The sequence below is a fragment of the Halomonas saccharevitans genome (genome assembly GCF_032333995.1).
GTDB classification, from domain to species: domain Bacteria; phylum Pseudomonadota; class Gammaproteobacteria; order Pseudomonadales; family Halomonadaceae; genus Halomonas; species Halomonas saccharevitans.
The window spans coordinates 354,894-372,381 of the sequence record NZ_JAVXUR010000003.1 but is presented as its reverse complement, the minus strand read 5'-3'; the positions used below and the strand labels follow the sequence as shown (position 1 = coordinate 372,381).

Genomic DNA, 17,488 nt, shown 5'->3' with positions numbered 1-17,488 from the left:
GAAGATCTAGTGAGGGATCTCACTGGGGGGCTAGCCAGGGGTCGAGCCGGCGATCCGGCCGAGCATCGGGCGAGGCCCTCAGCGGTGGAAGGCGACGATCTCGTCGACGAAGCGCCCGCCGGGGCGATAGTGATCGAGGATCGAGAAGTGATCGTCGCCGGGCAGCAGCGCGCTGTCGACCGCGCATCCCTGCCCGCGCAGGTGCGCGGCCTGGGCTGCCATCTGGCCGGCGAACGCCTCGGGCTCCTCGCCCCCGGCGACCAGCTTCACTCTGGCCGGTGATCGGCACGGCTGGCGCACGGGGCTATAGTCGATCACGTCGCGGTCGGTGAGCCGGAGCTTGGGCTGCAGCCAGGAGCGGGGAAAGGGGGCGAGGTCGTAGAGGCCGCTGATCGACAGCGCCCCGCGGATCAGGTCGCGGGGCAGGCCGTACTCCTCCTCCCAGCGGGTGGCGAGCAGCATGGCGCAGAGGTGCCCGCCCGCGGAGTGGCCGGAGACGCTGAGCCGGCCCGGGTCCACGCCGAGCGAGGCGCCGTGGCGATGCATCCACGCCACCGCCGCGCGGCTCTGGCGGACGATTTCACCGAAGCGCACCTCGGGGCAGAGCGCGTAGTTGACCACCGCCACGCTGATGCCCGCGGCCACCAGGCCGTCGGCGACGAAGCCGAACTCGTCGTGGCTCAGCGCGCGCCAATAGCCGCCATGCAAGAACAGGTGCACCGGGCCGCCCGGCTCACTGCCGGGGAAGACGTCCATGCGCTCGGCCAGCGTCGGCCCGTAGGCCACGTCGGGGATCAGGCGCAGGCGCTCGCGCGACCGGGCGCTGCGCGAGCGCCAGTCGGCGATCAGGGCCTCGCCATCGCGGCCCCGCATGGGGTCGTAGGCCCGGTCGATCTCCTCCCGGGTCGCCAGATGGCGGACGCTCACGCGGATCGCCTAGCCGGCCCAGTGGTAGCCGCCACGCGTCCGGTTGGCCGCGAGCAGCAGGCCCAGCGGGACCAGCGCGAGGATCAGAAAGCCGACCAGGGTCCAGCCGGGCAGCGAGAGGCCCAGCACCCGGATGCCAATCTCGGCGCACTCCCCGGAACCGGAAAGCACCTGGGACAGCACCTGCTGCCAGGGCAGGATCTCCATCATGTAGTCGAGCCCCGGGCCGCAGCTCGGCACCTGGTCCGCCGGCAGCGACTGCAGCCACAGATGACGCCCCGCCACGGCGATGCCGCCGCCCACGGCGGCAAGCGACAGCAGGCCGTAGAGCACCGCCCCCAGCCGCCCGACGGGGTTGTGGATCGCAGCCACCAGGAACACCGCGGCGGCGGCCAGCACCGCGAGGCGCTGGAGGATGCAGAGCGGGCAGGGCTCCAGGCCGACGACATGTTCGAGCGCGAGGGCCACGCCCATCATCAGCACGCAGAAGGCGAGCCCGGCGAGACTCCAGGCGCGCACGTCCAAGCGCCGCAGATCGTCGATCATGAGCGCTCCCCCGCCTGCAGGGGGGTGACGCTTCGGACCTCGCGGGCGCGTTCGAAGTAGCGGGCCAGGAAGGTATCGAAGTCCTCCTCGTCAGCGGCCTCGAGGTCCGCCTGCTGGTCGCGGGAACTCGCCACCAGTTCGTCGAACAGGGCCTCCCGGGCCGGGTCCATGGGAGTATCGCGAAAGCCCTCGGCCTGTTCACGAGCGAGGCCGAGCATGGCCTCGAGGAAGGACTCGCCGGTCGACTCGAGACGAGCCAGCAGCCGCCCGGAGGGCGTCAGGGCCGGATCCTCCAGCAGCGGCGTCAGGGCGGCCAGGGCCTCGCCGTGGGGCTCGCCCTCCTCCAGCCGGTCGAGCAGCTCGGCCACCGGGACCATCTCGGCGAGTATTTCTCCGCCCCAGTCGGCGATGGAGCGATGCCGGCCGTCCTGAAGCAGGCGCAGGGCCGGGTCCCGGCCGCGCTCGACCACCAGGCGACGGTTGTCGTCCAGCCGATCGCACTCGTCGTCGGGGATCCACGGGCTCTCGCTGAGCAGGCACCACATCAGGAAGGTGTCGAGGAAGCGGATCTGGGTCTCGTCGACGCCCAGCGGCAGGAAGGGATTGAGGTCCAGGCAGCGCACCTCGATGTACTCGACCCCGCGGGCCTCCAGCGCCTGGCTGGGGGTCTCGTCGTGGCGCGCCACCCGCTTGGGGCGGATATCGCTGTAGTACTCGTTCTCGATCTGCAGGATGTTGGCGTTGAGCTGGCGCCACTCGCCACCCTCGTCCACGCCCAGCCGCCGGTAATCCTGCCACGGGGTGGCGATGGCGTGACGCAGGGTGTTGACGTAGTTGGAGAGCGAGTTGAAGCAGATCTTGAGCTGCTCCTGGACCTTGTTCTGGTAGCCCAGATCCGACATGCGCAGGCTGGTGGCATGGCGCGACACCAGGGTGCTCTCGCCATGGGGCGCGAGCTTCTCGGGCACCCGGCCGTCCGGGAGGAAGCTGCGATCGAGCGCCGGCGAGGCGCCGAACAGGTAGAGCAGCAGCCAGCTGTGGCGACGGAAGTTGCGGATCAGGCCGAAGTAGCGCGCCGAGCGGTAGTCCTCGAGAGACGTGTCGGTGTTGCCCTCGAGCTCGCGCAGCAGCTGCCAGAGATCATCGGGCAGCGAGACGTTGTAGTGCACCCCGGCGATGGACTGCATGATCCGCCCGTAGCGCAGGTCCAGCCCCTTGCGATAGACGGTCTTCATCACGCCGATGTTGGAGTCGCCGTAGTCGGCGATGGGCACGCTGTCGTTGCCGTCGAGTCGCGCCGGCATGCTGGCCGGCCAGATCAGCTCAGCGCCCAGGTGGCGGTAGCTGAAGCGGTGCAGGTCGGCGAGGAAGGCCATGGCATCGCCCGGCCGACAGTAGACCGGCGTGATGTACTCCAGCAGCGCCTCGGAGTAGTCGGTGGTGATGTGCGGATGGGTCAGCTTGGACCCCAGGGCGGCCGGATGCGGCGTGGCGGCGATGCGCCCCTCGCCGTCGACGCGCAGCCCCTCCTTTTCGATGCCGCGACGCAGTCGGCCGACGCGCCCCTGGTCGGCCAGCCCCTTGAGTCGATCGACGCGGGCGATAAGCGATTCGGACAAGTTGGTCACCATATGGAAAAAAGCGGGCGCCTGGGCGCCCGACAAGCATCAGATTAGGGCGCCGCCGCATGTCGCTTCAAGGGCAGCGGCGCGTCACGCTCAGCGACCCTTCTTGGCCTTCAGGAGCGCCGCGCCCAGGGCGCCCATCTGGCCGCCCTGCTCCGGGGCCTTGTTGCCGCGCCCCCCCTTGCCGCGCGCCTCGCCGCCGCTGCGGCGGGCCTTGGTGGCGGGCCGGTCGTCGCCCTGGGCCTCTTCCGGCTGATCGCTCAGCCGCATGGTCAGGCCGATGCGCGAGCGAGGAATATCCACGCTCATCACCTTGACCCGGACGATATCGCCGGCCTTGACCACGCTGCGCGGGTCCTCGACGAAGCGCTCGGAGAGCGCCGAGATGTGCACCAAGCCGTCCTGGTGCACGCCGATGTCGACGAAGGCGCCGAAGTGGGTGACGTTGGTCACGCTGCCCTCGAGGATCATGCCCGGCTCGAGATCCTTGAGCGTCTCGACGCCCTCGCGGAACTCGGCCGCCTTGAACTCGGGGCGCGGGTCGCGGCCCGGTTTGTCGAGCTCGGCGAGGATATCGCTGACGGTGGGCACGCCGAAGCGCTCATCGGCGAACTCGGCCGGCTTGAGCGACTTGAGGGTGGCGCTGTCGCCGATCAGCCCGGCCAGCTCGCGGCCGCTGCGCTGGGCGATGCGCTCCACCAGCGGATAGGCCTCGGGGTGAACGGCGCTTGAGTCCAGCGGGTTGTCGCCGTTCATGATGCGCAGAAAGCCCGCACACTGCTCGAAGGTCTTGGGGCCCAGGCGGCTGACGTCGAGCAGCGCCCGACGGCTGGTGAAGGCGCCCTCGGCGTTACGCCGGGCAACGATGTTGTCGGCCAGCGCCGTGTTGAGGCCGGCGACCCGGGAGAGCAAGGCGCTCGAGGCGGTGTTGAGGTCCACCCCCACGGCGTTGACGCAGTCCTCGATCACCGCCTCGAGGCTCTTGGAGAGCTGCAGCTGGGAGACGTCGTGCTGGTACTGGCCCACGCCAATGGACTTGGGTTCGATCTTGACCAGCTCGGCCAGCGGGTCCTGCAGGCGCCGGGCGATGGAGACCGCGCCGCGGATGCTGACGTCGAGGTCCGGGAACTCCCGGGAGGCGTATTCCGAGGCGGAGTAGACCGAGGCGCCCGCCTCGCTGACCATCACCTTGGCGAGTCGGTGCGTCTCGGACATGCCCTTGACCAGCTCGCCGGCCAGGCGGTCGGTCTCGCGGCTGGCGGTGCCGTTGCCCACGGCGATCAGCGCCACGTCGTGCTTCTTGACGAGCCGCGAGAGCTCGGCCAGGGAGGCCGCCCAGGCGTTGCGGGGCGCATGGGGATAGATGGTGGCATGCTCGAGGAACTGGCCGGTAGCATCGACCACCGCCACCTTGCAGCCGGTACGCAGGCCCGGATCGATGGCCAGCGTCGCCTTCTGTCCCGCCGGGGCGGCCAGCAGCAGATCCTTGAGATTGGCGGCGAAGACCTCGATGGCCTCCAGCTCGGCGCGCTCGCGCAGCCGCCCCATCAGCTCGGTCTCGAGGTGGGTGTAGAGCTTGACGCGCCAGGTCCAGCGCACCACCTCGGCGAGCCAGCGGTCGGCGGGACGCCCCTGGTCGCTGATCGAGAAGTGCTTGGCAATGGCCACCTGGGCCGGATGGATCGGCGCCTCGTCCTCACCGGGCAGGCGCAGGGTCAGCGCCAGCACGCCCTCGTTGCGGCCGCGGAACATTGCCAGCGCGCGGTGCGACGGCACCTTGGCGAGCGTCTCGTCGTGCTCGTAGTAGTCGGAGAACTTGGCACCCTCCTGCTCCTTGCCGGCGATCAGCCGGGCACAGAGCTCGCCCTCGCTCCATAGCCGCTCGCGCAGGCGCCCCACCAGTTCGGGGTCCTCGGCGAAGCGTTCCATGAGGATCTGCTTGGCGCCATCCAGGGCCGCCTTGGCGTCCTCTACGGCGGGGATGTCATCCTCCGCGGCACGAAGGTACTTGGCCGCCTCGATCTCGGGGGTGAGGGTCGGGTCACCGAGCAGCGCCTCGGCCAGCGGCTCGAGGCCGGCCTCGCGGGCGATCTGGGCCTTGGTGCGACGCTTCTTCTTGTAGGGAAGGTAGAGGTCTTCCAGGCGCTGCTTGGTGTCGGCGGCGCGGATGCTGTCGGCCAGGGCGTCGGTCAGCTTTCCCTGCTCGTCGATCGCGGCGAGCACCGCCCCGCGGCGCTCCTCGAGCTCGCGCAGGTAGGCGAGCCGCTCGTGGAGCTGGCGCAGCTGGATGTCATCCAGCCCGCCGGTGATTTCCTTGCGGTAGCGGGCGATGAAGGGCACGGTGGCCCCGCCATCCAGCAGTTCCACCGTGGCCGAGACCTGCGGCGGACGAACGGCGAGTTCCTCGGCGAGGCGGGCAATGATCTTGTCGTGTGCGTCCATGAAATCCTTGGCAATCAAACGTCCAGACGATCACAACAAGGTATCACACTCGAGATTCAGGCGGGGACGAATCGCAGCGCCAGGCCGTTGTTGCACCAGCGCAGACCCGTCGGCTCGGGGCCGTCCTCGAAGATGTGGCCCTGGTGGCCGCCGCAGCGAGCGCAGTGGTATTCGGTGCGCGGGAAGACCAGGAAATAGTCGACGCTGGTCAGCAGGTGGCCCTCGACGTGCTCGAAGAAGCTCGGCCAGCCGGTGCCGGAGTCATACTTCATGTCGCTGGTAAAAAGCAGCAGCTCGCAGCCGGCGCAGCGATACTCGCCCTGGCGGGTCTCCTTGTCCAGCGGGCTCGAGTAGGCCGGCTCGGTGCCCGCCTCGCGCAGAATCTCGAAGCGGGCGTCGCTCAGCCGCTCACGCCACTCGGCCTCGGAGAGCTCCAGCAACTCGATGTCGTCGGCGCGGGTGAGGTCGGGCTTGGGACGCGCCAGTGCAAAGCCGGGCACCAGGCTCGCGATGCCGCCTGCACCGACCAGTCCGAGGAATTGACGTCGCTTCATGGGGGTCTCCGTCTGGCTACGAAAAGGGGGAAGGGCTTGTGCCCTTCCCCCTTCAGACCGCCGGCCAGGCCAACGGTTCGCGATGGTCGGCCGTCAGATCAGGCTGGGACCGGCCTTGACGATGGCCTCGTTGACGCCGTCGAACTTCTTGAAGTTGTCGACGAACTTGGCGACCAGTTCGCCCAGGTGGCGATCGTAGGCGGCCTGATCTTCCCAGGTCTCACGCGGGTCGAGCAGGCTGGAGTCGACGCCCGGCACGGCGGTGGGCACGGCCAGGTTCAGGCCCTCGACCATGCGCGTCTCGACGTCGCGCAGCACGCCGGACTGGATGGCGCTGATGATGGCGCGGGTGGTCGGGATGGAGAAGCGCGCGCCGCCCTCGCCGTAGGCGCCGCCGGTCCAGCCGGTGTTGACCAGATAGACCTGGGCATCCTGCTCGGCCACGCGGCGGATCAGCAGATCGGCGTACTCGCGTGCCGGGCGCGGGAAGAACGGCGCGCCGAAGCAGGTGGAGAAGGTCGCCTCGAGGCCGGCCGAGGAGCCGACCTCGGTGGAGCCGACCTTGGCGGTGTAGCCGGAGAGGAAGTGGTAGGCCGCGGCTTCCTTGGAGAGCACGGAGACCGGTGGCAGCACGCCGCTCATGTCGCAGGTCAGGAAGACGATGGCGTTGGGCTCGTCGGCGCGGTTCTCGGCCACGCGCTTCTCGACGTGCTCCAGCGGGTAGGCGGCGCGGGAGTTCTGGGTCAGGCTGTCGTCGGCGAAGTCCGGCTGGCGACGGTCGTCGAGGACCACGTTTTCCAGCACGGTGCCGAACTTGATGGCGTTCCAGATGATCGGCTCGTTCTTCTCGGAGAGGTCGATGCACTTGGCATAGCAGCCGCCCTCGAAGTTGAAGACGGTGCCCGGGCCCCAGCCGTGCTCGTCATCGCCGATCAGGAAACGCGCCGGGTCGGCGGACAGGGTGGTCTTGCCGGTGCCGGAGAGGCCGAAGAACAGCGTGGTGTTGCCGTCCTCGCCCACGTTGGCGGAGCAGTGCATCGGCAGCACGTCGGCGGCCGGCAGCAGGAAGTTAAGCACCGAGAACATCGCCTTCTTCATCTCACCGGCGTAGCGCATGCCGGCGATCAGCACCTTCTTCTGGGCGAAGTTGAGGATCACGCAGCCCTCGGAGTTGGTGCCGTCCCGTGCCGGGTCGCATACGAAGAAGGGCGCGTTGAGGATGGTCCACTCGTCCTTGGCCGAGGGATTGAAGGCCTCGGGGCGCACGAACATGGTGCGGCCGAACAGGTTGTGCCAGGCGGTCTCGGTGGTGACGCGCACCGGCAGATGGTGGACCGGATCGCTGCCCACGTGCAGCTCGGAGACATAGGACTCGCCGCTGCCCAGGTACTCTTCGACGCGAGTCCAGAGCGCATCGAAACGCTCCGCCGGGAAGGGGCGGTTGACGCTGCCCCAGTCGATCTGACCGCTGGTGCTCGGCTCGTCGACGATGTAGCGATCCTTGGGGGAGCGACCGGTGCGCGCGCCGGTGTTCACCACCAGGGCACCGTTGGCGGCCAGGCGACCTTCCCCGCTGGCCACCGCCCGCTCGATCAGCTCGGCGCTGCTGAGGTTGACGTGGGAAGTGGCGGCTTGCTGGGGGGCGGCTTGAGTCGTGGTCATGTCATTTCCTGGGCCTTGCGGCCGCTTCTCTCTCGTGTGCCGGGCGTCGGTGACGCAACGTGGGTCGTGCCAGATCGCCGCTTGCGGGGTGTGCCCGTCTGTTCGCTGGACGATCGAACCGGAAAATCGGCGTCATTATGGCAAAAAGCCGGCCGCCAGGAAACGCCGTTCTTGGGCGGAGTTCTTGTAGTTTTACTACTACATCGGCGCCGTTCACTACATCTCACTCCAATATTCCGTACTGCAGCGCAGCACGGAATGCGCCGACGGACGCCTGTTCAGTGCAGCGTGGGCGAGGCTCCCTCGGGATCGTCCAGCATCGCCTCGATCTCGGCGGCGGTGAACGGATAGCGGGTGTGGCAGAAGTGGCACTGGGTCTCGATGCCGCCCTGCTCGGCCAGCACCTCGCGGAGCTCCTGCGCCCCCAGCCCCAGCAGGGCGCCGGCGATACGCTCTCGAGAGCAGGTACAGCCGAAGTAGAGCGCCTTGGGATCGAAGACCCGCACTTCCTCCTCGTGATACAGCCGACGCAGCACCTCGAGCGGCTCGAGGCCCAGCAGTTCCTCGTTCTTGAGCGTCTCGGCCAGGTGCACGGTGCGCTCCCAGGCATCGTCGTCCTGGTTGAGCGATTCGTCGGGCAGGCGCTGCAGCAGGAGCCCGCCGGCCCGCTTTCCGTCGGCGCAGAGCCACAGCCGGGTGGGCAGCTGCTCGGACTGGGCGAAGTAGGCGCCCAGGCAGCCCGCCAGGCTGTCGTGCTCCAGGGCCACGATCCCCTGATAGCGCTGGCCATCGGTGGGGTCCAGCGTGATCACGATCTGCCCCTCGCCCACCAGCTGGCGGAAATCAGCGGCGTCGCCGGGAATCGCGGCCTCCTCGTCCAGGCGGGCGATGGCGCGCAGCTCGCCGCCGGGATTGGATTCGGCCATCAGCAGAGAGAGCGCTCCCTGGCCGCGCACCTCGATGCTAAGGGTGCCGTCGAGCTTGACGGTGTCGGTGAGCAGCGCCACCGCACAGAGCAACTCGCCCAGCAGGTGGTTCACCGCACCCGGGTAGTCGTGACGCTCGAGCACCTCGGCATAGGCGCGCTCGAGGGTGACGATCTCGCCGCGCACGTTGGTGCGCTCGAAGAGAAAACGCTGAATCTGGTCGTTCATGTCGTCTGACACCTGAAAGATGAATAGCAAGGACGGGCATGTGCAAAATCGGGGTGGCCGGAGCCTGGAATGCCGAGACCGGGGCCTTCCGGTCATGGCGAGCGCTGGCCCCGGCGCGGCGGCTCACTCGCCGGAGCGTTCCTGGAAGCGCTTGATCTCGCGGCGCTGCTTCTTGTCGGGACGCTTGAGCGGGTGCTGCATGGCCTGATTGGTCAGGCGTCGGGCCTCGGCTTCACGCTCGCGACGGGCGACGCTCTCGGCGGTCTCGCGGTAGAGCGCGCGCGCCTCGGGGGCGCCGCGCCGCTGGCCGGAGAGATCCACTACCTCGACCTCCAGGGTGTCCCAGCCCTGAGGGACCCGGATCAGCGCGCCGACCTCGACGCCCTTGCTGGTCTTGGCCCGGGCGCCGTTGTACTGGACCTTGCCGCCCTCGATGGCCTTCTTGGCGAGCGCCCGGGTCTTGAAGAAGCGCGCCGCCCAGAGCCACTTGTCGAGCCGCACGCTATCCATGGCGCTCTCCAGGACCTGCTTCAGGATCTGCGTCAGGGCGCTCTCCCGGGACGGGCGGTCGCTCCTCGGGCAGCAGGTTGGCGAAGCGATCCAGGGCGATGAACTCCTCGAGCTCCTTCTCGGGCCGGCGGCTGTCGGGCTGCTTGATGCCCAGCAGGTGGCGGATGCCGAACTCGCGGGCGCTCTCGAGCACCGAGGCGTTGTCGTCGATGAACAGCGTCCGCTCGGGATCGAAGGGTTCCTGCTCCTGGAGGGCGAACCAGAAGGCCTGCTCTTCCTTGGGAACGCCCAGGTCCGCCGAGGAGACGATGGCGTCGAGGTACTCCTCCAGCCCGGTCAGCGGCAGTTTGAGCGCCAGGCTCTCGCGGTCGGCGTTGGTGGCCAGCACGACCCGGGGGTGAGCCGCCTTCAACCACTGCAGAAAATCCAGGGCGTCGCTGCGCAGGCCGATCAGGTGCTGCACCTCGCGCTTGAGGGCGACCACGTCGACCCCCAGCTCGCGGCTCCAGTAGGCCAGGCTGTACCAGTTGAGGGTGCCCTGCTCACGGATGATCCGCGCGCGAATCTCCTCCTGGGTCGATTCGTCCAGGCGGTGCAGCTCGACGTAGCGCCGCGGCAGGTGCTCGAGCCAGAAGTGGCTGTCGAAGTGCAGGTCCAGCAGGGTGCCGTCCATGTCCAACAGGACGGTATCGATGGCGCGCCAGTCGATCATCGCTACTCCGGGAGTGAGTCGGGGGCGGTTGAGACGTAGTATTGTATCGAATCGCCAGGCATGACGCATATCGACCTCCCGGCCCTCGGGCCTTGGATATCGCGCGTCATCGCCGCTGCCACACGCTCCCGCCACACGGAGTCTTGCCATGTCAGACCCGCACGATACCTCCCGGCCCTGGCCCACCCGGCCGCAGATCCTCGACCGGCGCAGCGTGGCGCGCAGTCGCCTGTTCCACGTGGAGGAGCTGGACCTGCGCTTCGCCAACGGCGCCGAGCGCACCTTCGAGCGGCTGATCGGGACCGGCCAGGGCGTCGGCGCCGTGATGATCGTGGCCATGCCGGACCCGGAGCACGTGCTGCTGATTCGCGAGTACGCCGCCGGCTTCGAGGACTATGTGCTGACCCTGCCAAAGGGGCTGGTCGACCCCGGCGAGGATCTCGTCACCGCGGCCAACCGCGAGCTGATGGAGGAGTGCGGCTTCGGCGCCCATCGCATCGAGCCGCTGATCGAGCTGTCGCTGGCGCCCAACTACATGCGCCATCGCATGCAGGTGCTGCTGGCCACCGACCTCTATCCGAAGCGCCTGCCCGGCGACGAGCCGGAGCCGCTGATCGTCGAGACCCACGCCATCGACGAGCTCTCGGGGCTGCTGGCGCGGGAGGACTTCCACGAGGCGCGCGCCATCGCGGCGCTCTACATCGCCAGGGACAAGCTGCGCAGCGACGCCCCGGACGACACCGGGCTCTGGTGAGCCCGGAAGGTCCTCGAGCAAGACCGCCCGGCCGGAACGACCGGGTGGTTCCGGACCTTCCCCGCTAGCGGCTGTGCAGCCGGCGCAGCTTGCTGCCGCTCTCCTTGAGCTTCACCCAGCGGCCCTGTCGATAGCTGTCTAGCCCGGTCTCCAGCAGGGTCATCACCTCCAGGGCCGATTCTCCGGTCACCGGCGGCGGCGCTCCCTCGAGCAGCGCGCGGACGATACCGGCGTAGTAGGTGCCGTAGTCGCCCGGCACGGCCGGCGCCTCGCGGCTCGCCAGGGTGACCGTCTCGCGATTGCCACCGCCCTCCCCTGGCGCCTCGTCCAGGGTGAGGGTGCCGGGCGAGGGATCCACGCCCCAACCCGGTGTCGGCGACTGCCCCGCCTTGAGCCACCCCTCCTGAGGGTCCAGGCCGTACTTCACGAAGCTGCCGCGGGTGCCATGCACCCGGAAGCGCGGCGTCGGATCGGCCACCAGGGAGCTGGCCTGCAGGGTCACCCGCAGGTGGTCGTACTCCAGCAGTGCCAGGAAGTCGTCGTCGACCTCGGCTCCCTCGCGGGCGGTGGCGAGCTCCAGCAGGATCGCCCTGGGCATGCCGAAGAGCTCATGGACCTGATCGAGCAGGTGCGGCCCCAGATCGTACCAGATGCCGCTGCCGGGCTTGTGGCGATCACGCCAGCGGTCGGTGACCCGGGGACGGAAGCGATCGAAGCGCGACTCCAGGGCCACCACCCGCCCCAGGGTGCCCTCGTCGATCAGCGCCTTGAGGGTCAGGAAGTCGCTGTCCCAGCGGCGATTGTGGAAGACGCTGAGCAGGCGATTCGCCCCGTCGGCCTGCGCCTTGAGCAGGCGCGCCTCGGAGGCGGTGACGCAGAAGGGCTGGTCGATCACCACGTGCTTGCCGGCGTTGAGGGCGGCCTTGGCCAGCGGGAAGTGGGTCTCGTTGGGGGTGGCGATCACCACCAGGTCGATGTCGCGGCGCGCCAGCAGCTGGGCGAGCTTGGGTAGCACCTCGACCGCCGGATGATCGGCCTGGACCCGCTCGGGATGCGTGCTGACCACGCTTGCGAGCTCCAGCCCCGGCGCCGCCTGGATGAGCGGCGCATGGAAGGTGCGTCCGGCCGTGCCGTAACCCACCAGACCAACGCTTACCGTCTGTGTCTTCATGGTGCTGGCTTCCCTGCTGATGACACGGGCCCCAGCGCCGGCCGGGGTGCGCATGCGGGCTAGGCTGATTCCAGCCCAGTCCTTCCAGCTTAGTACTTCCAGCCTAGTCCAGCTTCGTCAGATCGCGCACCGCCCCCTTGTCGGCGGAGGTCGCCAGCAGCGCATAGGCCTTGAGGGCGGCCGACACGCGACGGGGTCGCTCGAGGCTCGGCTTCCAGGCCTCGATGCCTCGCGCCTCCTCGGCCGCCCGGCGTGACGCCAGGGTGGCGTCGTCCAGGAGCACGTCGATGGTGCGGTTGGGGATATCGATGCGGATGCGATCGCCACTCTCGACCAGCCCGATGGCGCCGCCCGCGGCCGCCTCCGGCGAGACGTGGCCGATGGAGAGCCCCGAGGTGCCGCCGGAGAAGCGCCCGTCGGTGAGCAGCGCGCACGCCTTCCCGAGCCCCTTGGACTTCAGGTAGCTGGTCGGATAGAGCATCTCCTGCATGCCCGGGCCGCCCTTGGGACCCTCGTAGCGGATCACCACCACGTCGCCCTCGCTGACCTTGTCGGCGAGGATATGCTCGACCGCCTGGTCCTGGGACTCCACCACGTGGGCGCGCCCCTCGAAGACCAGGATCGAATCATCGACGCCGGCGGTCTTCACCACGCAGCCGTCGACGGCGATGTTGCCCTTGAGCACGGCGAGGCCGCCCTGCAGGGAGAAGGCGTGCTCGAGATCGCGGATGCAGCCGGTGGCGCGATCGCCATCTAGGCTCGGCCAGCGCGCGTTCTGGGAAAAGGCGGTCTGGGTGGGAATGCCGCCGGGGCCGGCGCGGAAGAACTCCACCACCTCGGGGCTCGGCGAGCGCATGATGTCCCACTCCTCCAGCGCCGCGGCCAGGCTGTCGCCGTAGACGGTGGGCACCCGGGTATCGAGCACCCCGGCGCGGTCGAGCTCGCCGAGGATCGCCATGATGCCGCCGGCTCGGTGCACGTCCTCGATATGGTACTTCTGGGTGTTGGGCGCGACCTTGCACAGCTGCGGGACTTCGCGGGACAACCGATCGATGTCGGTCATGGTGAAGTCGACTTCGGCCTCCTGGGCCGCGGCCAGCAGGTGCAGGATGGTGTTGGTGGAGCCGCCCATGGCGATGTCCAGGGTCATGGCATTGCGAAACGCCGCCTTGGAGCCGATGGCGCGAGGCAGCAGGTGCGCCTCGTCACCCTCGTAGACGCGCTTGGCCAGCTCGACGATACGGTGGCCGGCGTTCTCGAACAGCCGGCGGCGATCGGCGTGGGTGGCCAGCACCGTGCCGTTGCCGGGCAGCGCCAGGCCCAGCGCCTCCATCAGGCAGTTCATGGAGTTGGCGGTGAACATGCCCGAGCAGCTGCCGCAGGTCGGGCAGGCGCTGCGCTCGACCTCGTTGAGGGTCGCCTCGTCGACGCTGTCGTCGGCGGCCATGACCATGGCATCGACCAAATCCAGGCCGTGGTCCAGCAGCTTGGTCTTGCCCGCCTCCATGGGCCCGCCGGAGACGAAGATCACCGGCACGTTGAGGCGCATCGCGGCCATCAGCATCCCGGGAGTGATCTTGTCGCAGTTGGAGATGCACACCAGCGCATCGGCGCAGTGGGCATTGACCATGTACTCGACGCTATCGGCGATCAGGTCGCGGCTCGGCAGCGAATAGAGCATGCCGTCATGGCCCATGGCGATGCCGTCGTCCACGGCGATGGTGTTGAACTCCTTGGCCACCCCGCCGGCCTTCTCGATCTCCCGGGCCACCAGCTGGCCCATGTCCTTCAGGTGCACGTGGCCGGGCACGAACTGGGTGAAGGAGTTGGCCACGGCAATGATCGGCTTATGGAAGTCCTCGTCCTTCATGCCGGTGGCACGCCACAGGGCGCGGGCACCGGCCATGTTACGACCGGCAGTGGTGGTGCGGGAGCGATATTCGGGCATGGTGTCCTCTTCTTTTATCTTCATGCATGCCACCCTCGTCTCCTCGCTCGCGCGAGGAGTCCGGGGCGGTTCTCGTGTCCAGGAAAAAGATTCTGTCACGCGCCCGGCGCTCAGGCCAGCGCTCCGGGCCCGTTAGGCGCCGCCTAAGAGCCGGCCGCCCTCGAGCCGGGTGCGACGGTCGGCCAGCGCCTCGATGTCGTCGCGGTCGTGGCTGACCAGCAGCACCGCGGCACCCGCGGTCTTCTGGCGGCGCACCAGTTCCCAGAGCCCCGCGCGGGTCGCCTCGTCGAGCCCCGAGAAGGGCTCGTCGAGCAGCAGGATCCTTGATCCACGCAGCAGCGCCCGCAGCAGCGCCACGCGCTGGCGCTGGCCGCCGGAGAGCTCCGCCGGCAGGCGATCGTGCAGCCCCGCGAGCCCCACCTCGGCGAGTCCCTCCCGGACCCTGCCCTGCTGCTCGCTGGTGAGGCGCATGTCGGGCGCCAGCCCCAGCCCCACGTTGAGCCACACCGGCAGCTGGTCAAAGAGGTTGTGCTCCTGGAAGACGGTGGTGATGCCGCGCTCCCAGGGCGGGCGCGCCAGCAGGTCCTGGCCCTGCCAGGTGAGGCTGCCGCCGGCCGGCTCGAGAAAGCCCGCCAGCAGCCCCAGCAGGGTGCTCTTGCCGGCCCCCGACGGTCCCGCCACCGACAGGCACTCGCCGGGGGCGAGCCGAAAGCCGAAGCAGAAGTCCGGGGTCTCGCCGGGCTCGCAGCGGTCGTAGTGGAAGATCAGGTCACGGCACTCGAGCATGACGCTCCTCGCGGACGAAACGGTTCCAGGGATAGCGGGGCGGGCGGCGGGTCAAAAGCCCCAGCAGCACGAATACCAGCACCACCAGCGACAGCAGCAGCAGCGCCGTGGCGGCGGCGCCCTGCCAGCGGTAGCCGCCGAGCTGCTGGTAGAGCAGCATCGGCAGGGTCGGCGCCGAGGGGCTGCCGAACAGGGCGATCACGCTGAAGTCGCCCAGCGACAGGGTCATGGCGTAGGCCAGCGCCAGCGCCAGGGAACGACGCAGTCGCGGCCAGACCAGCCAGCGCAGCCGGACCCGCCCGCGGATGCCGAACTGATCGGCCAGGCGCTCCTCGGGGGCCGAGAGCCCGGGCAGCGCCCCGCGTACCACCTGCATGGCGAAGGGCAGCGCCATGAAGGCGTTGACCAGCACCACCAGGCCATAGCCCTGCCAGCCGCTGCCGAGCGTCGGGCGCAGCAGCAGGAAGAGCCCGGTGCCAAGCACCAGGGCGGGGATCACCAGAATCAGCTGGCCGCCGCCCTCCATCGCGAGCGCCGCCACGCCGTGCCGCCGGGCCTTGAGCCAGCGACTGCCCGTGAGCAAAGACAGCGCGAGAGTCAGCGCCCCGGCCGCCGCACCGAGAGCCATGATCAGGCTGCGCGCCGCCGCGGCCCACAGGCTCGCCTGGCGAGGCAGTTCCGGCAGCCCGGCCAGGCCCGCCAGCACCACGGCGACGAGGGGCGGCAGCAGCAGTGCCGCCAGCGCGGTGAGCCAGAAGGCATCGGTGACGCGCGACACCCCCAGGGCATCGCGGCGCCGCCAGCGCCCACCGGTCGGCAGCGAGACACTGCCCACCACCAGCGAGGGCGTCCCGCCCCGGGAGAGCGCCAGCAGCCACAGCGAGAGGCAGATGGTCAGCTGGGTCAGGGCCAGCAGGGCCGCCAGCGCCAGGTCGTGATCGAACTTCAGCGCCTGATAGAGCGCCACTTCCAGGGTCGAGGAGCGCGGGCCGCCGCCGAGCGTCATGACGATGGCGAAACTGGTGAAGCAGAGCGTGAACACCAGCGCCGCGAGCCGCGGCAGCAAGGGCGCGAGGCGCGGCCACTCCAGGGTTCGCCAGAGCGCCGTGCGGGTCAGGCCCAGCTGTGAGGCGAGCCGCCAGTGCGCCGCGGGCGCCGTCTCCAGCGCCTGCAGCATAAGCCGGGCCGCGAGCGGCAGGTTATAGAAGACATGGGCCAGCACGATGCCCGAGAGGCCGTAGAGGTAACCCGACTCCGACCCGACGAGCCCCTCCCAGAGCGGCGCCGCCCAGCCGCGCCGGCCGTGCACCGCCACCAGGCCGAACAGGCCGATCAGCGTGGGCAGCACCAACGAGAGCTCCATGGCCCGCAGCAGCAGGCCGCGCCCCGGGAAGCGCGGGCGCCGCGCCAGGGCCAGCGCCACCGGCACGGCGAGTCCAACGGCGAGCAGCGTCGAGAGGGTCGCCTGCCAGAGGGTGAAGCGCAGCACCGCGGCGAGCCAGGGCTCCTGCCACAGGGCCGCCGGTTGCATGCCACGGGCCTGCCACAAGAGCGCGCCGAGGCTGCCGAGCCCCAGCCCCGCCACCGCCGTCAGGGCGGCGAGGCCGAGGCCCGGCGGCCAGCGCGAACGGCTGGCCCAGCGCAGAGAGGTAGTCGCGCCGCTCACCGGACGCTGGCGTTGAGCCACTCGCGGATCCACTCGCGACGATGCGCGCGGACCTCCTCGGGCGTGAAGGTGAGGCTCTCGGGCTCGATCAGCCGGTCGAAGACCTCGGGCCGCTCGTCACCCAGGTCGATGGCCGGGTTCATGACGTTGCCCAGCGGAATGTGGCGCTGGAAGTCCGGTTTCAGGATGAAGGCCAGAAAGTCCCGGGCCAGCTCGGGCTGCTCGGTGGTGCGCAGCATCGCCGCGGTCTCGACCTGCAGGTAGTGGCCCTCCTCGAATTCGGCGGCCTGGTAGCGGTCGGTCTCCTCCACCGCCATGTGGTAGGCCGGCGAGGTGGCATACGACAGCACCATGGGCGCCTCGCCGTTCATGAACAGCGAGAAGTAGGCCTGGCTCCAGCCGTTGGTGACGGCCAGCACCCGCTCGTTGAGCCGGGCCCAGACCTCGGGCGCCCGATCGCCGTAGAGCTTCTTGATCCACAGCATCAGCCCCTGGCCGGTAACGCTGGTGCGCGGGTCCTGGAGGATCACCTTGACGTCGTCGGGTGCCTCGAGCAGCTCGGCGAAGCTGCCCGGCGGCGTCTCGAGCTGTTCGGTGTCGTAGACGAAGGCAAAGTGCCCCCAGTCGTAGGGCAGGAAGGTCTCGTCGGTCCAGTCGATGGGCAAGTCGAGCGGCGCCAGGTCGGCCCCGTGGGGCGCCAGCAGGTCCAGCGCCCGCGCCTCGGCCATCAGGTTCATGTCCAGGCCCAGCACCAGATCCGCCCGGCTGCCCTCCCCCTCCAGGCGCAGGCGCTGGAGGATGTCGACGCCGCCGGGCAGGGCCACGAACTCCAGGTCACAGTCGCCGCAGCGCGCCTCGAAGGCCTCCTCGATGCCGGGGCCGGGGCCCCACTCGGAGACGAAGGAGTCGTAGGTGTAGACGGTCAGGGTCTCGTCGGCCTGGAGCGAGCCGGCGGCCAGCAGCGCCGCGAGCGAGGCGCCGGCGGCATGAACCTTGGAGGGCATGGGCGTTCCTTGTTGTTCGCACACTTT

The 17,488-nt window shown here is 69.4% G+C and carries 15 protein-coding genes; 1 reads left to right on the top strand and 14 read right to left on the bottom strand.

The genetic code is table 11. The annotated features are described in order from the left end of the window. Window positions 1-78 precede the first annotated feature (78 nt). From RSO68_RS09770 to yrfG, 9 genes are all read right to left on the bottom strand, one after another. A complete protein-coding gene (locus RSO68_RS09770; protein WP_315586453.1) occupies window positions 79-927 on the bottom strand; it encodes an alpha/beta hydrolase in 849 nt (282 codons plus the stop codon). A gap of 9 nt (window positions 928-936) precedes the next feature. After that, window positions 937-1,473: a disulfide bond formation protein B gene (locus RSO68_RS09765; RefSeq protein WP_089848454.1), complete on the bottom strand. Its 537-nt coding sequence runs from the start codon at window positions 1,471-1,473 to the stop codon at window positions 937-939. Further along, complete coding sequence (gene gshA / locus RSO68_RS09760; protein ID WP_089848452.1) at window positions 1,470-3,104, bottom strand: glutamate--cysteine ligase; 1,635 nt, start codon at window positions 3,102-3,104, stop codon at window positions 1,470-1,472. The genes RSO68_RS09765 and gshA overlap by 4 nt, the downstream gene beginning before the upstream one ends. 87 nt (window positions 3,105-3,191) lie before the next feature. Continuing rightward, the gene (locus RSO68_RS09755; RefSeq protein ID WP_315586452.1) at window positions 3,192-5,540 is read right to left on the bottom strand and encodes a Tex family protein; all 2,349 of its coding nucleotides are present in this window, start codon (window positions 5,538-5,540) and stop codon (window positions 3,192-3,194) included. A gap of 56 nt (window positions 5,541-5,596) precedes the next feature. Beyond that, window positions 5,597-6,094: a peptide-methionine (R)-S-oxide reductase MsrB gene (msrB, locus tag RSO68_RS09750; protein WP_315586451.1), complete on the bottom strand. Its 498-nt coding sequence runs from the start codon at window positions 6,092-6,094 to the stop codon at window positions 5,597-5,599. A gap of 93 nt (window positions 6,095-6,187) precedes the next feature. Further along, window positions 6,188-7,756: a phosphoenolpyruvate carboxykinase gene (locus RSO68_RS09745; protein ID WP_089848446.1), complete on the bottom strand. Its 1,569-nt coding sequence runs from the start codon at window positions 7,754-7,756 to the stop codon at window positions 6,188-6,190. A 278-nt stretch (window positions 7,757-8,034) separates the two neighbouring features. After that, window positions 8,035-8,910 carry an Hsp33 family molecular chaperone HslO gene (hslO, locus tag RSO68_RS09740; protein ID WP_315586450.1) on the bottom strand — a complete coding sequence of 292 codons (876 nt, stop codon included), beginning with the start codon at window positions 8,908-8,910 and terminating at the stop codon, window positions 8,035-8,037. 123 nt (window positions 8,911-9,033) lie between these two features. Continuing rightward, complete coding sequence (gene hslR, locus RSO68_RS09735) at window positions 9,034-9,420, bottom strand: ribosome-associated heat shock protein Hsp15 (RefSeq protein WP_315586449.1); 387 nt, start codon at window positions 9,418-9,420, stop codon at window positions 9,034-9,036. Next, window positions 9,413-10,132 carry a GMP/IMP nucleotidase gene (gene yrfG, locus RSO68_RS09730; RefSeq protein ID WP_315586448.1) on the bottom strand — a complete coding sequence of 240 codons (720 nt, stop codon included), beginning with the start codon at window positions 10,130-10,132 and terminating at the stop codon, window positions 9,413-9,415. Before yrfG ends, hslR begins: the two co-directional genes overlap by 8 nt. Before the next feature lie 148 nt (window positions 10,133-10,280). On the opposite strand from yrfG, the gene nudE reads away from it, so the two are divergent. Next, on the top strand, window positions 10,281-10,886 hold the full coding sequence (gene nudE / locus RSO68_RS09725) for an ADP compounds hydrolase NudE (protein ID WP_089848438.1): 606 nt from the start codon (window positions 10,281-10,283) through the stop codon (window positions 10,884-10,886). A 64-nt stretch (window positions 10,887-10,950) separates the two neighbouring features. Here the strand turns inward: nudE and RSO68_RS09720 are convergent, their stop codons facing one another. The 5 genes from RSO68_RS09720 to thiB all read right to left on the bottom strand — a co-directional run bounded on the left by RSO68_RS09720 (window position 10,951) and on the right by thiB (window position 17,461). After that, on the bottom strand, window positions 10,951-12,057 hold the full coding sequence (locus tag RSO68_RS09720) for an oxidoreductase (RefSeq protein WP_089848436.1): 1,107 nt from the start codon (window positions 12,055-12,057) through the stop codon (window positions 10,951-10,953). A gap of 103 nt (window positions 12,058-12,160) precedes the next feature. After that, entirely contained in the window at window positions 12,161-14,005 is a 1,845-nt protein-coding gene (ilvD, locus tag RSO68_RS09715; RefSeq protein WP_315586447.1) for a dihydroxy-acid dehydratase, read from the bottom strand. Between the two features lie 132 nt (window positions 14,006-14,137). After that, complete coding sequence (locus RSO68_RS09710) at window positions 14,138-14,791, bottom strand: thiamine ABC transporter ATP-binding protein (protein WP_315586446.1); 654 nt, start codon at window positions 14,789-14,791, stop codon at window positions 14,138-14,140. Further along, the gene (gene thiP / locus RSO68_RS09705) at window positions 14,775-16,478 is read right to left on the bottom strand and encodes a thiamine/thiamine pyrophosphate ABC transporter permease (protein WP_315586445.1); all 1,704 of its coding nucleotides are present in this window, start codon (window positions 16,476-16,478) and stop codon (window positions 14,775-14,777) included. Before thiP ends, RSO68_RS09710 begins: the two co-directional genes overlap by 17 nt. Next, entirely contained in the window at window positions 16,454-17,461 is a 1,008-nt protein-coding gene (gene thiB, locus RSO68_RS09700) for a thiamine ABC transporter substrate binding subunit (RefSeq protein WP_089848426.1), read from the bottom strand. The genes thiP and thiB overlap by 25 nt, the downstream gene beginning before the upstream one ends. Window positions 17,462-17,488 lie beyond the last annotated feature (27 nt).

Excerpts from the sequence above, each read along its gene's own strand:
- RSO68_RS09765 (WP_089848454.1), bottom strand. The coding sequence starts at position 1,473 with ATGATCGACGATCTGCGGCGCTTGGACGTGCGCGCCTGGAGTCTCGCC.
- gshA (WP_089848452.1), bottom strand. The coding sequence starts at position 3,104 with ATGGTGACCAACTTGTCCGAATCGCTTATCGCCCGCGTCGATCGACTC.
- RSO68_RS09755 (WP_315586452.1), bottom strand. The coding sequence starts at position 5,540 with ATGGACGCACACGACAAGATCATTGCCCGCCTCGCCGAGGAACTCGCC.
- msrB (WP_315586451.1), bottom strand. The coding sequence starts at position 6,094 with ATGAAGCGACGTCAATTCCTCGGACTGGTCGGTGCAGGCGGCATCGCG.
- RSO68_RS09745 (WP_089848446.1), bottom strand. The coding sequence starts at position 7,756 with ATGACCACGACTCAAGCCGCCCCCCAGCAAGCCGCCACTTCCCACGTC.
- hslO (WP_315586450.1), bottom strand. The coding sequence starts at position 8,910 with ATGAACGACCAGATTCAGCGTTTTCTCTTCGAGCGCACCAACGTGCGC.
- hslR (WP_315586449.1), bottom strand. The coding sequence starts at position 9,420 with ATGGATAGCGTGCGGCTCGACAAGTGGCTCTGGGCGGCGCGCTTCTTC.
- yrfG (WP_315586448.1), bottom strand. The coding sequence starts at position 10,132 with ATGATCGACTGGCGCGCCATCGATACCGTCCTGTTGGACATGGACGGC.
- nudE (WP_089848438.1), top strand. The coding sequence starts at position 10,281 with ATGTCAGACCCGCACGATACCTCCCGGCCCTGGCCCACCCGGCCGCAG.
- RSO68_RS09720 (WP_089848436.1), bottom strand. The coding sequence starts at position 12,057 with ATGAAGACACAGACGGTAAGCGTTGGTCTGGTGGGTTACGGCACGGCC.
- ilvD (WP_315586447.1), bottom strand. The coding sequence starts at position 14,005 with ATGCCCGAATATCGCTCCCGCACCACCACTGCCGGTCGTAACATGGCC.
- RSO68_RS09710 (WP_315586446.1), bottom strand. The coding sequence starts at position 14,791 with ATGCTCGAGTGCCGTGACCTGATCTTCCACTACGACCGCTGCGAGCCC.
- thiB (WP_089848426.1), bottom strand. The coding sequence starts at position 17,461 with ATGCCCTCCAAGGTTCATGCCGCCGGCGCCTCGCTCGCGGCGCTGCTG.